The organism is Paenibacillus sp. RC73 (genome assembly GCF_044908085.1).
GTDB classification, from domain to species: domain Bacteria; phylum Bacillota; class Bacilli; order Paenibacillales; family Paenibacillaceae; genus Paenibacillus; species Paenibacillus terrae_A.
Genome location: NZ_JBIYCV010000005.1, coordinates 400,509 through 413,219, shown reverse-complemented (window position 1 = coordinate 413,219; position 12,711 = coordinate 400,509). Strand labels below are relative to the sequence as shown.

General features: G+C 45.3%; 13 protein-coding genes. 7 read left to right on the top strand and 6 right to left on the bottom strand.

All coding sequences use genetic code 11. The features are described from left to right. Nucleotides 1-91 precede the first annotated feature (91 nt). Nucleotides 92-565, bottom strand: a complete 474-nt coding sequence (locus tag ABH897_RS14960; RefSeq protein ID WP_283657881.1) for a C40 family peptidase — start codon at nucleotides 563-565, stop codon at nucleotides 92-94. Nucleotides 566-927: 362 nt separating this feature from the next. Here ABH897_RS14960 and ABH897_RS14955 point away from each other — a divergent pair, with 362 nt between their 5' ends. Together ABH897_RS14955 and ABH897_RS14950 are read left to right on the top strand one after the other, a co-directional pair. After that, complete coding sequence (locus ABH897_RS14955) at nucleotides 928-1,953, top strand: glycosyltransferase (protein WP_283655890.1); 1,026 nt, start codon at nucleotides 928-930, stop codon at nucleotides 1,951-1,953. Between the two features lie 21 nt (nucleotides 1,954-1,974). Continuing rightward, nucleotides 1,975-2,697 carry a succinylglutamate desuccinylase/aspartoacylase family protein gene (locus ABH897_RS14950; RefSeq protein WP_283655891.1) on the top strand — a complete coding sequence of 241 codons (723 nt, stop codon included), beginning with the start codon at nucleotides 1,975-1,977 and terminating at the stop codon, nucleotides 2,695-2,697. Nucleotides 2,698-2,814: 117 nt separating this feature from the next. Here ABH897_RS14950 and ABH897_RS14945 read toward each other — a convergent pair whose 3' ends face one another. After that, entirely contained in the window at nucleotides 2,815-4,158 is a 1,344-nt protein-coding gene (locus ABH897_RS14945) for a sugar phosphate nucleotidyltransferase (RefSeq protein WP_404592320.1), read from the bottom strand. 40 nt (nucleotides 4,159-4,198) lie between these two features. Further along, nucleotides 4,199-5,029: a DUF6492 family protein gene (locus tag ABH897_RS14940; protein ID WP_404592318.1), complete on the bottom strand. Its 831-nt coding sequence runs from the start codon at nucleotides 5,027-5,029 to the stop codon at nucleotides 4,199-4,201. Between the two features lie 211 nt (nucleotides 5,030-5,240). Here ABH897_RS14940 and ABH897_RS14935 point away from each other — a divergent pair, with 211 nt between their 5' ends. The 5 genes from ABH897_RS14935 to ytfJ all read left to right on the top strand — a co-directional run bounded on the left by ABH897_RS14935 (nucleotide 5,241) and on the right by ytfJ (nucleotide 9,595). Then, a complete protein-coding gene (locus tag ABH897_RS14935; protein ID WP_404519043.1) occupies nucleotides 5,241-6,095 on the top strand; it encodes a YheC/YheD family protein in 855 nt (284 codons plus the stop codon). A gap of 180 nt (nucleotides 6,096-6,275) precedes the next feature. Beyond that, nucleotides 6,276-6,983: a DUF421 domain-containing protein gene (locus tag ABH897_RS14930; protein ID WP_283657884.1), complete on the top strand. Its 708-nt coding sequence runs from the start codon at nucleotides 6,276-6,278 to the stop codon at nucleotides 6,981-6,983. Nucleotides 6,984-7,077: 94 nt separating this feature from the next. Continuing rightward, nucleotides 7,078-8,109, top strand: coding sequence for a cupin domain-containing protein (locus ABH897_RS14925; protein ID WP_404592316.1), 1,032 nt, complete (start codon nucleotides 7,078-7,080; stop codon nucleotides 8,107-8,109). A 227-nt stretch (nucleotides 8,110-8,336) separates the two neighbouring features. Beyond that, entirely contained in the window at nucleotides 8,337-9,116 is a 780-nt protein-coding gene (locus tag ABH897_RS14920) for an ABC transporter ATP-binding protein (RefSeq protein WP_404592314.1), read from the top strand. Nucleotides 9,117-9,190: 74 nt separating this feature from the next. Then, a complete protein-coding gene (ytfJ, locus tag ABH897_RS14915; protein WP_283655896.1) occupies nucleotides 9,191-9,595 on the top strand; it encodes a GerW family sporulation protein in 405 nt (134 codons plus the stop codon). Here the strand turns inward: ytfJ and ppk1 are convergent. The 3 genes from ppk1 to ABH897_RS14900 form a co-directional block, all read right to left on the bottom strand. Continuing rightward, nucleotides 9,589-11,727: a polyphosphate kinase 1 gene (ppk1, locus tag ABH897_RS14910; protein ID WP_404592312.1), complete on the bottom strand. Its 2,139-nt coding sequence runs from the start codon at nucleotides 11,725-11,727 to the stop codon at nucleotides 9,589-9,591. The genes ytfJ and ppk1 overlap by 7 nt on opposite strands. 194 nt (nucleotides 11,728-11,921) lie before the next feature. Beyond that, nucleotides 11,922-12,314, bottom strand: a complete 393-nt coding sequence (locus ABH897_RS14905; protein WP_283655898.1) for a hypothetical protein — start codon at nucleotides 12,312-12,314, stop codon at nucleotides 11,922-11,924. Between the two features lie 63 nt (nucleotides 12,315-12,377). Beyond that, nucleotides 12,378-12,587: a hypothetical protein gene (locus tag ABH897_RS14900; protein ID WP_044649175.1), complete on the bottom strand. Its 210-nt coding sequence runs from the start codon at nucleotides 12,585-12,587 to the stop codon at nucleotides 12,378-12,380. Nucleotides 12,588-12,711 lie beyond the last annotated feature (124 nt).

The window sequence follows — 12,711 nt, the reverse complement described above, 5'->3', positions numbered from 1 at the left end:
ATCCAGTAGACATATCTACTCGCGGAACAGCCCTTATTTGTTGATATTTTGTAAGGGATTACAGATGATTGAGAATGCATCTACATTTGTCCTAGAGGACACGACGTGCTGTAGTGTAATGGGAATTCCACCAGCCCGAATTAAGGTCCGTAATCGTTACGCCGCCTTTACCGAATGTGTGTAAAATTTTGCCGTCCCCCATATAAATCGCTACATGGTGAATTGGCGCATAGAAAAAGACCAGATCGCCTTTTTGCAGCTGACTACGTGGTACAAAAGTGCCGACGGTCGATTGCTGTCTGGAAGAGCGCGGCAGATTGATAGCGTTTTGTCCAAAAACATATTGAGTAAATGAAGAGCAATCAAAAGAGCTTGTGTTCCCTGCTGGTGCTCCATGCTGATAGCGTACACCCATAAACTGTGAACCAGTGGAAATAATCTGATCAGCTTTGCTCACAGAAGCGGCATGTGTGGTGTCAGGTCCAACAACGAAACTCCCGGCGCCGAATGCCAAAGTCATCGTAAAGCAAATGCCCATCCATAGTTTTTTTGAAGTGTGTGTCATATAACATTCCTCCATTATTTCGTATTTTGTATCTTGCTGTGATGTCTTGAGATGACAATAACACAAATAAAATATCCTGAATTTACCACTCAAGGTTACAGTCCTGTAACCTCAATGCTTTTCCCCCTATTATTAGAAAACGATGAGAATTTTCACCTTAATTTTGGATTGACAAAATATGCAGTTCCTCCTTATCACTGGGTACCTATGACAAAAAATGACCTAAAGATGATTCGCACAAGCAATCACGAAAAATATACATACATATATACTACAGTTTATAACTTGTACGGGAGTAAGCTAAGGTTCCCGTTCATACCGTGAAGATCACACCGTATTTCTGTTCAGGAAGGGGAATTCATATGGCTTCAAAGCAGATTAAAATGCCCAAAGGCCGACCTCTAACCATTGTTCAGATCATCTCCAACTATCCCAATGCACAGCCGGTACCCTCCATCAAGGGTGGAACGGAAAAGGTCGTGTATGAATTAACGGAGGAACTGGTAAGACGAGGACATCATGTATCTTTGTTTGCCGCCCGCGGCAGCAGGAGCAGTGCAAGGCTGATTGCTTATCCCAAGGGATTAAAGCACGAGCAGATCCATCAGTACGTCCTTCAGCACATGCCTACTGGCACACAAATCATTCACGATCATACCTTTCGCTCTGCTCTGGGACGCAGGCAACTGCCTTGTCCATCGGTATGCACAGTTCATCTTCCCGTGAAGAGACACGGTAAAAACCCGGTATTTGTCAGTAAACGGGCACGCCAGCTTATGGGCGGGGGCAAAGGATTTTATGTCTATAATGGTATCAACACACATGAATACGAGTTCAGCAGCGAGAAGCGCGGCTATTTGCTGTTCATGGGCAGGATTATACGTAATAAAGGCGTATTGCAAGCTATTCAAGTTGCAGAACGAACAGGAAAAAGACTGCTCATTGCCGGCCCTATCAAAGCTCCGGTATTTTTTCGTCAGGAGATTCAGAAACGAATTCAGCGTAATCCCAATATCCGCTATGTGGGAGCCGTGGGAGGCAAACAAAAGCAGGAATTGCTCAAATACGCGGAATGTCTGTTGTTTCCGACCTTGTGGGAAGAGCCATTCGGACTTGTGATGGTGGAGGCGATGGCTTCTGGAACACCCGTACTGGCTCTGAAAAATGGCTCGGTTCCCGAGGTGCTCTCAGGCTTTCCACAGCTTATTTGCAAGTCGATTGAGCAAATGGCGCGAAAGGTGCAGCAAAAAAACTACCCACCACCAGCCAAGCTTCGCCTGTATGTGACGCAAAGATTTACCAACAAACAGATGACCGATAAATATGAGAATCTATACCGTGAAATTATCCGCCGACAGGCAGAGGGGAAAAGGGCATCGAAAGCCTGAGCCTAGACGGAGGTGAAGGGAATGAAGGTAACAAAGCTTATGCTTGGAAAGGGTTATTCTTGGGCGACTCCTTATTATATAGCCACTGGGGAACAGGGCGGTCCGCATGTGATGGTGGTCGCGGGCATCCACGGCAAGGAAATCGCAAGCATCCGCGCGGCTGAGAAGCTGGTGGAGCTGTTGAAGCAGCAGAAGCTGCAAATTAGCCAAGGCAAGCTGATTATCGTACCGATCGTGAACCAGGCGGCTTACCGCAAACGAATCAGGGGCGTACCTGATCTCAACCGAACCTTTCCACGCACAAAAAAGCAGGCGGCATCCAATCCACTTTCCGCTGCGGTATTCCAATTAACACAAAGGCATCAACCCGAGTGGTATCTTGACCTGCATGAAGCCAACGGATTGTCACAAAAGGATGCCAAGGTGCTGGGTCAAACGCTAATTTCCAATAAGGACAATCCGGCAGTCCCTGCGGTGCGTCGAACTATAAAACGAATGAACCGTTCCATCAAGAATAAAGACCGACATTTTAACCTTCGGCTGCATGAGCTTCCAGGTTCCTCCCGTACGGCGGCAGCCCGTATCCTGGGCGCACGCGCGGTCACAGTAGAAACAGGCTGGAGTTTGCCCAAGAATGTACGTATCAAGTATCAGTTGGAGATCGTGCGGCATTTTTTAAGAGAAGCCGGGATGATCAAGGCCAACGAGGTATATTTATCTGCCAAGGTTAGAGCTGTTACCTAGGGCGTGTATTAATGAAAATGTATTACAAAATAAAAATCGCTTCTGAAGCAAGGGATTCTCCTTTCCCATACTCAAAAGCGATTTTTTTATTTGCCATTCATGTGACATATCTATGCGTCAGGATTCGGATTTATAGAAGGCGGTGACCAAGCTTTCCCCCAGACGAACCTCGATCAGCTCCAATGGTCTATCCATATCGGCACGGATCGCGTGATACGTATCAACCGGTATACGAAAGACTGAACCGCTTGCCGCTGCAAAGCGTTCTCCGTTTAGCATGACCTCACCCCGGCCGGAAACGATCGTCCACACTTTCAGCCCACTGCCGTGACAATGGCCGTTTAAGCGATGATCTGGCAGAACTGTCAAGCGTATGGCAAGAATATCGTTCAAACTCCGATGATCAAATTCGTCCAGCACCCGGTAGCTGCCCCAAGCGGTTTCACCATGCATAGGGCGTAGCAGAAGTGTTCCCAGCTTCTCCTTGATCGCGTGGGCATGACTCTTGGCGGCAATGAGGATACCGTCAGGGCTGGCAGCAGCAATAATATCCTCCACGCCAATGACATGGAGTGGATAGGGCAGCTCATTGACGATATGGGTGCCATGAGCGGGACCGCTGATCTGACCACGTCCAATCACTCGGTTGCCAAGCTGCTCTGATAATGCCTGCCAGCTGCCGATATCGCGCCATTCACCCTCGTAGGGGAGAACGACGGCACGCTCGGCACGCTCCGCAATCTCCTCGTCAAAGCTGCGAACAGGGAGGCTGTCATACATCACGCATAATGCCTTGTCGTTCAGCGGCAAATTACTACGCTCCATGCAGGCCAGCATATACCGCAGCTTAAAAGCGTAAATGCCGCAGTTCCAGAGCGCACCTTGGCTGATAAGCTGCTGCGCTCCCGTGCGATCCGGCTTTTCTGTGAAGCCGGCTACTGACGCATAGGAGATATTCCCTTTCTTTATCCCTCCCTGATCTGGAACGATATAGCCGTATTGGTCGGAGGGATGAGTAGGCCTTGTCCCAAGCATGGCAAGATCGGCTCCACTATCCAGCAACAGACTGGAGAGTGCCGCTACACTGTGGAAGAAATCCTCCCCCGCAAACATATCCGCTGGAGCGATACAAACAATTTCGTCCAGTCCCACGCCTCTGGCGTGAAAATGAGCAGCTGCCAGTGCAGCTGCGGTGAAGGTTCCCCGTTTGGCCGGTTCGCCTAGAACGGGCAGACGTCCTTCCGTATGGCGAAATGCTAAATTTACCTGGCTCCGATGAGCCAGCAGCAGGGCAGAGGAATCCAGCCCGGCTATAGTAAGCTGTCGAACCACCCGACTGAGCATAGATTCCTGTTGCCCGTCAGGGGCAGGCAGCAGCCGGAGAAACAGCTTCGAGCGGATATCGTTGGACAATGGCCACAGCCGTTTTCCAGCACCACCGCATAACAATACGATGTGCACAGGCACTTCCTCCTTTGATACAGATTCATTGTGGAACGAATCATTTTGCGGAATTTTGTTGCTTTTTAACGATCTGATATACCTTACGTTGATGAAAGGATAAAGAACGATGGCTTTTAGCAAAGGCATCCAATTGTTTTTGCGAGAGGGAAGAAGCCCGACTATGAAGCGCTTTATTAAGTGACTTGCGCAAAATCATCCGAGAGGGCTGCTTGCTGTACAGATCGTTGGCATACGTCTCATATTCGGAAAAACCAAACTGCTTTTTCCGGTCTATACTTTGGATAATCGCGTTATACCAAGGTTTTCCATGACGGGCCTCAATAACCTGCTTGAGGCGGGTGAGCTGCGCTTTTTCAAACAGCATATAGTGAGTAACAAAGGACTTCGGCGAGGGAGCTTTCACGCCCATCAGCTTGCGGTAGGTGCGGAAATACTCAGGCTGGCTCCAGCTCCGATAGTAAAATATCGTTTTGCCGTCCTTCCGAAACGCATGTGGACGAATCAAAATCGTATCCGCATCAATGACGAGAAAGAAAGGAGCTTTACTAATTTTATCGCCGTTCATTTTGAGCAATTGCTGATATAGCCAGCCTGAGCGGTCCCAGCGTGCTGTACCGTAACGAATATGATTTTTTGTGATGGGCAGCACCGTCTTTTCGTCTACAAATGTACAGCTTTTGCTGGTACACAGTCGACGAATTCCAGTGCTTTGCGGTGAAACGATATAAATCGTTCCAATTCGGTGCTGTACGTGACGGCGCAGACTGTCTATCACCAGCGGTAATGTGGCAATATCTTTATCAATTGCAGGAATCAGAACATCGATTGCAAGGGAACCCTTCCGTGGCCCATCCGATTGCGCTGACATGCTATTCACTCCCTATATATGCAAATGTACGCGTCTGGCGTCTTACAATATCGTATGCCTGGTCAGGCGAACCCGACCGGGCAAGGCCAGTCGTCTATTTCTAAGCAGCACAGGGCTGATGTAGCTTTCGGATGGGGAGTTGGTGCATACGATGGATTGATCTTTTTTTAACAGGAGCGTTCTACCCTGAGATTAGAGAGGAGAGGAGCAAGTGAAATCTTCACAAGCACAGGCTTTGCGCAGCAAGTGGCATAAGACCAAATTGCTGCTCCCGCATCGTGGCATCAAGCCGTTTGTGCCGGATACCCGGAAATATACCAAAGCCAATTTGAAGTCAATGCTGGAGAAGTACGGTATGGTCTATGTAAAACCCGACCGAGGTACATTCGGTAAAGGTGTAATGAGAGTAGAGCAGGAAGGTCAGCGTTTTGCCTATCAACATGAGGAAAAGCGTTTGGAGTTCAAAAATGTAGAGGCACTACATGCCAGCCTGTCGAAAAAAACGGGGAAGAAAAGCTATCTCATTCAAAAGGGAATCCATTTACTACGCCATCAGAAGCGTTATTTTGATATCCGGGTCATGGTGCAGCGCAATGCAAAAGGTCCATGGGAATCTACCGGAATTATTGGCCGGCTAGGTCATCCTCGTAAAATTGTAACCAATTATCATAGCGGCGGTAAGCCGATGGCACTGGCGGAGCTGCTAAAGACCCATTTATCTCAAAGCAAGCAGGCTGAGCTGATAAAGAAGCTGAATGCCCTGGGCATTACCATTGCCACACAACTGCAAAAAACATATCCGAATTTCCGTCAAATTGGAGTGGACATTGGACTGGAGCGCACCTTTACCCCATGGATTATTGAAGTGAATACGAAGCCTGATCCGTATATTTTTAATCAATTAAAGGATAAGTCGATGTACCGCAAAGTTTTAAGCTATTGGCGACTGGCCAATGAAAAGAGAAAGGCTACAGTTCCAAGCAAAGATAAAAATAAGGATAAAGATAGAAATAAGAATGAGGATAAGGCTAAAAAAATAGACTCTAAAAAAGCAAAAAGTTCATGAGCGAGGAATTACTCCGGTGACTGTAGCTCTGAATGGAGAAATAAAAGGATGAATGCCTTGTCGATTCATCCTTTTTACATACTCGATTTTCCTGTTTTATTGCTGATCGAAAATGAATGTAATGAGAAAAGTGGAATTGGAAAAGCTATATTAAAACAATGAGAACTGAGGTCTTGATATATGGAACTATGGGAAACCCTGTTAAGGTCAATATCCGCATTTACCCTAATGATGCTTATAGCACGTATATTGGGCAAATCGACTATTGCGCAAATGACCTACCATGATTTTGTGGCTGCCATTACATTGGGGGCCATTACCGCGAATCTTGCCTTTAATAACACAATAAGTATAAGGATTTTACTAACATCCCTGCTTGTATTTACCGGAATTTCTTACTTGCTGATGTTTTTTGCCATGAAGAACCGGAAACTGAGGGACTGGCTTTCGGGAAAACCAACCGTGTTGATTCAGGAAGGAAAAATTTTGGAGAGCAATATGAGAAAGCTTAAGATTACACTGGATACACTGAATCAGGAGCTAAGAAGTAAAAATATTTTTAATATTCAAGACGTTCACTATGCCGTACTCGAAATGAATGGAGCCATTTCCGTATTACCCAAGTGGGAAAGTAAACCTGTAACCAGAAAAGATTTGCATTTGGACGATCGTTCCGAGCATATTTTTCCTATTGAATTGATTATGGATGGGAGCATTATTGAAGCTAATTTGAAGGACAATGACATTACAACAGAGTGGCTACATTCCCAGATAAAAAAGAAGGGGCTTTCGATTGAAAACATCAATTATGCTGTAATCAGTTCTAATGGAAGTATATATTTTGATGAATATAAGGATCGAATCAAACATCCTGTTGATAAAGAATGAATGAATTTTATTTCATTAACATTAAAGGTATATAATAGATATGTTATAATAAGTAAATATAGACATATAAAATGATTTGGAGGAGGAATCGGCTATGAAATCATTTAAGTATGCTTTGGAGAAAAAGGAACCCAGAACCGGACCGGGAGGTATCACACGTGGGGCTTCGGTCCATGATTTTCCTGTATCGGAAGGAATAGCAGGGGTTTCTATGCGTTTGGAGCCGGGTGGAATGCGTGAGCTTCACTGGCATGCTAATGCGGCTGAATGGGCCTATGTGATTAGCGGCTCCTGTCGGACAACGGTTATCCATCCGGACGGTTCTTCATATGTCGATATTTTCAATCCCGGTGATGTCTGGTATTTTCCTCGTGGTTATGGTCATTCAATTCAAGGTCTTGGTCCTGGTGAGTGTCATTTTATACTGATTTTTGATAATGGAGATTTTTCGGAGGACCACACGTTCAGCATAACGGATTTCATCGCTCAGACTCCTGCGGAGGTTCTCATGCAGAATCTGGGACTTGCAGCCGACGAACTGGCTCTTTTGCCAGATAAGGAAGCCTATTTTGTAAAAGGACCTGTACCTTCTAACGATTCTCATAATGCATATCCTCGCGTTTCTTCCGATCTGATCACTAAACATCGGTATCCTTTAATGGCCAAACAGCCCAGATTGGCACCGGGCGGAGGGACACAGCGGACGGTTACGGTAGAAGATTTTCCGATTTCTTCGACTATGGCAGGATCTGTGATTGAGCTGGAGCCGGGCGGATTGCGAGAAATGCACTGGCATCCCAATGCGGATGAATGGCAATATTATTTGGATGGTAATGCAGAAATGACTGTATTTCTCGCTGAAGGGAATGCAGTGACAGAGCAGTTTGAAGCCGGAGATGTGGGGTATGTACCCATGGGAGCCGGACATTATATTAAAAATATCGGTTCTGAGGTATGCCGCATTTTGATTGGCTTTAACAGCGGTCATTACGAAGCCATTGATTTGAGTGAGTGGCTGGCTGGGAACCCTGTTGATGTATTAGCAACGAATCTGAGCCTTCCTAGAGAAATAGCGAATAAACTGCCTCATAAATCGGTCTTTATCGCTTCAAAATCCAAATCATAAAACAACGAAACAGCCTGCTTTTTGCTCCCGTATGTATGGGTGAGCAGAAAGTGGGCTATTAGTCATGGTTTCGTTTCTGTTACTATTAAAATTTTACACAGTGAATTTAGAATTGAACAACCTGCAACCCTGTGCTATTCTAATACGAAAGTGAAGATTAACGTAGTAAAAGTGATTTTTTATTATGCTCATAAACATCAGATGATATGATCAATAGGAGGATAAACATGAATTCTGTCATTGAACTTAACAATGTAAGCTGGAAAAGGGACAATCGCACCATACTGGATCAAATTAACTGGCAAGTAGCCGAAGGAGAGCATTGGGCTGTACTCGGATTGAATGGATCAGGCAAAACAACGATGCTTAACATAATTAATGGTTACATATGGCCAACTACAGGCAGTGTCGGTGTGCTGGGTCATACCTTCGGGGATGTGGATCTGAGGGAACTGCGCAAATCCATCGGTTGGGTCAGTTCCTCTTTACAGGAAAGAATCAATGGCAGTCAGCGCACGCAGGATGTTGTCATTAGCGGCAAATTTGCCTCCATTGGACTTTATGATCAAACAACGGATACAGATTATGAGCAGGCCGTACAACTCATGACCCAACTGGGCTGTGCTCACCTCGTGGACCGATTGTATCAGGGGTGCTCACAGGGGGAAAAGCAAAAAGTGCTTATTGCCCGTGCGCTGATGGCCTCGCCCAAGCTGCTGATTTTGGACGAGGCGTGTAACGGACTGGACTTCTTTTCCCGGGAAGCTTTACTAACTAGTATCCGTCAGTTGTCCGAGTCGCCGGGTGCGCCGAATTTGCTGTATGTCACGCATCACATAGAAGAAATTCTACCTATGTACACGCATACCATACTGATACGCCGGGGTACCGTTTTTGCCAAAGGCAAAACGACTGATATTCTGAGCAGTGAAACGCTTAGCGATTTTTTTGAAACACCGGTGCAGGTGGAGTGGAGACAGGATCGTGCATGGCTCTCTATGGTGTAGAGAGTCAATGCAGTTTATTCTTTTTCATTCCTGACTACAATGACATAAGAGAACCATTGTAGAGAGGTGAATGAATGTCAGAGCATCCATTACAATCTTTTGTAAAAACGGCGAAAGATCACTTAGAGGACATGATGAACGTCAATACGACCCTTGGAGAACCGGTTACGGTGTCTGACGGCACCATTATCATACCGGTTTGTAAAGTGAGCTATGGCTTTGCGGCAGGTGGAAGCGATTGGGAAAGGCGCAATCAGCAAGCCGCAAGGGTGACGCCGTCATTCGGCGGAGGTATGGGCGGAGGTGTGTCCGTAACACCTCTCGCAATTTTAATAATCGGCAAAATGGGCGTTCAAACAATCTACCTGGATAACTCTCCTACTGTATACGACAAGATTTTGGATATGGCGCCACATCTTTTGGATAAATTGAACAATCTTATTAAGCAATACCAAACAGGAGATGATAACAGTCAGTGAATCAGGTCTGACTCGTTTGGGTATGCAGAGGCTGCCAACGGGGTTATGCAGTCGTTTTGAATAGGAAAAGAGTTGTTTTTCCTTACTACCAGATTTTTGGCCTCTGACTGGCTACGGCAGGGGGGCTGTTCATTGTGCGCCATAACATATTGTCCATCGGGAAGCAGCTGTCGGGCTTTAATATTATCGTTCAGCAACAGCAATAAATATTGGATGACGACAGATTGATGTTCTTCATTCAATAGCGGGCACATTAATTCAATCCGCTTGTCCATATTTCTGGTCATCCAGTCCGCACTGGATAGCCACAATTGGGGCGTGCCGGCATTCTCAAAATAAAAAATTCGGGAATGCTCCAAAAATCGGCCGACAATACTGCGAACGGTAATATTGTCGCTCAGTCCGGGAATTCCTGGACGCAAGCAGCAGATGCCACGAACGATCAGATCAATTCGAACGCCTGCCTGGGAAGCGGAATATAGTTCGTCGACCAACTGTTTATTCGATAGCGAGTTCATTTTGGCTATAATCCTTGCAGGTTTGCCGCTCAAGGCATTTTCCACTTCGCGCTGAATGCAGCCCAACAACCGTTGTTTCAAATGCGCCGGAGCTACACTGAGGTAATGCCACTGGCTCGGGGCGGAAAATCCCGTAATTTTGTTGAATAAGCTGGAGACATCTTCGCCGATCTCCGGATAGGAAGAGAACAGTCCGATATCTGTAAATATTTGCGCCGATACTTCATTGTAATTTCCGGTGGCAACATGAATGTAACGTCTAAGAGAATCCGCTTCCTTACGTACAACCAAAATCATTTTGGCATGAATTTTTAACCCGGGCAGGCCGTAAACGACATGGCAACCTGCTTTTTCCAATTCTTTTGCCCATTCGATATTTCGGGCTTCATCGAACCGTGCTTTCAATTCGACGACTACAGTGACCTGCTTTCCTGCTTCGGCAGCTCGATTCAAAGATCGGATAATCCGTGAATTACCGTTTACGCGATACAAGGTCATTTTAATAGCCATAACTGATGGATCGGCAGCAGAATGTTCGACAAAATCGTTAACAACGTCAAACGATTCATACGGATGAAATAAGAGAACATCTCTTTTCCGCAGCACTGAAAAAAAATCGTCTGTCTTCGTAAACTCTCGCGGATAAAGAGGATCAAATCTCGAATGCTTGAGATGCTCATAACCCTCGATCGAATTGGCGAATGACATGAAGTAGCTTAAGTCAATAGGTCCATCATTCGTAATTAAAAACTGGCTTTCAATTTCCAGTTCTTTTTCTAGTAATTCCAGTGCAAATGGATCAAATCCCTTTTCTATTTCCAAACGAATCGGAGTGCCCCATTTTCTTGCGCGCAATACTTTCTCCACTTCATCAAGGATATCTTCAGCCTCTTCCTCGTTTAGATCAAGGTCTGCATTTCGAGTTAAACGGAATGTATGGAAAGTAACAGGCGTATACGTAGTAAACAAAGTGTGAATATGCTGCTTAATCAAATCTTCGAGCAAAATAAACTGCCAATCATCATGATCTGATAGAGACGGAACTTTAATATAGCGAGGCAGATTGGACGGAATTTCAACCAAGGCAATATAACAGTCCTTGCCCGATGCATCGGAAGGCGGCTTCAAACCGACGGCCAAATATACACTTTTCGAACGAATCAGAGGAAAAGGGCGGCTTTTATCGATAGCTAGAGGAGTTAGCACGGGAAATACTTTTTCAAGATAATAGGTTTCCATTTCTTTCTGCTGAGCAGGATTAAGCTCGCAATAAGCAGTAAAAACAAGGCGCTCTGCCTTTAGCAGTTGAATAATCCGTGCATGGGTTGCATACTGATCTGCTACTAATTGCTCAATCATGGCGATTACTTTATTTTGTAACTGTTGCGGGGTAAAGCCAGTGAAATCGATCTCTTGATTGCCCGCTCTAATTTTATCCATGAGTCCTGCGACCCTGACACTGACAAACTCATCCAGATTGGTGGAAACAATCGATATGAACTTTGTTCGCTCCAGCAGAGGAGTGCTTTCGTCTTGCGCTTCCTCAAGAACACGTCTGTTAAATCGAAGCCAGCTTATTTCACGATTAATATAGTTCACAGCGTATGCCTCCATCTGCTTATTCTTTTTTTCTAAATAATAAATACCGTATTTTTTGGAACAATTGCCATGTGGCGCTAAGGCGAATCGTGATCGTGTCGGGAATATTCTCATGTTCGTTTTTAGTCATAATTGTTAGGTTCCTCTCGTTTTTAAAATGGGGAAAACTCGCTAAACGAAGTTAGCGAGTTATATGGATATTTTGTTATTTATTCGTGAGATGCTGTCGTCTGCATTGCATCCACGACCGGGCTCGTTATGGACTCGGTTACTTTCGATGCGTACTGTGTCATGTTGCTGACCAAACGATTGTTAAGAAGCACATTGCCTGCTTGCATTCCAACTGTTTGGCCCATACTGTTCCCTAACAACCCACCAACAACGGAACCAAGGACTGTCCCTACTCCTGGCAGCAACGAAGTTCCAAGGATAGCCCCATACTCAATACCGGCCATGACGCCGAGTGCTCCTGTCAAATTCCCCGACGTATGAACCATATAATCTTTGTTATCCATTTGTCCTTTCGTCAAGCTAATGGTATTCTGCAGTTGGGTTATACCTCCGGAGATAAGACCTCCCCATAATGAACCGCCTTGAAGCATGCTGATCACTCCTTTATTTGATTTTTTGTTACTCCCGAATATTAGTTCCCCATTATGCGTTTTTTAATTATTTTCATTTGTATTCTTTTCTTCGATTTGTACTGCTTCTGCGGACTGTAGCTCTCTAGTGCTGTCTTTGACTTGATCCGCGAGCTCAAGCACAATTCCAGCTCCTTTAACGGCAAGTTTGCGTGCGGCTTTTCGGGCTTCGGGGGACACAGCAAGTGCTACGGCCGCAGCAGCGAAAATAATACCGAGCGGTGATTTAACCACAATACACTCTCCTTAAAAAGTTGTTAGTAAAATAATTCCTTTAAATAAGAATTTTATACTAGATTACATTTAGAAAATAAAATGCATATTTTGCTAACTATTGTTAACCATAAGCAAAGTTGAT

Excerpts from the sequence above, each read along its gene's own strand:
- ABH897_RS14905 (WP_283655898.1), bottom strand. The coding sequence starts at position 12,314 with ATGCTTCAAGGCGGTTCATTATGGGGAGGTCTTATCTCCGGAGGTATA.
- ABH897_RS14950 (WP_283655891.1), top strand. The coding sequence starts at position 1,975 with ATGAAGGTAACAAAGCTTATGCTTGGAAAGGGTTATTCTTGGGCGACT.
- ytfJ (WP_283655896.1), top strand. The coding sequence starts at position 9,191 with ATGTCAGAGCATCCATTACAATCTTTTGTAAAAACGGCGAAAGATCAC.
- ABH897_RS14955 (WP_283655890.1), top strand. The coding sequence starts at position 928 with ATGGCTTCAAAGCAGATTAAAATGCCCAAAGGCCGACCTCTAACCATT.
- ABH897_RS14930 (WP_283657884.1), top strand. The coding sequence starts at position 6,276 with ATGGAACTATGGGAAACCCTGTTAAGGTCAATATCCGCATTTACCCTA.
- ABH897_RS14925 (WP_404592316.1), top strand. The coding sequence starts at position 7,078 with ATGAAATCATTTAAGTATGCTTTGGAGAAAAAGGAACCCAGAACCGGA.
- ABH897_RS14960 (WP_283657881.1), bottom strand. The coding sequence starts at position 565 with ATGACACACACTTCAAAAAAACTATGGATGGGCATTTGCTTTACGATG.
- ppk1 (WP_404592312.1), bottom strand. The coding sequence starts at position 11,727 with ATGGAGGCATACGCTGTGAACTATATTAATCGTGAAATAAGCTGGCTT.
- ABH897_RS14940 (WP_404592318.1), bottom strand. The coding sequence starts at position 5,029 with ATGTCAGCGCAATCGGATGGGCCACGGAAGGGTTCCCTTGCAATCGAT.
- ABH897_RS14920 (WP_404592314.1), top strand. The coding sequence starts at position 8,337 with ATGAATTCTGTCATTGAACTTAACAATGTAAGCTGGAAAAGGGACAAT.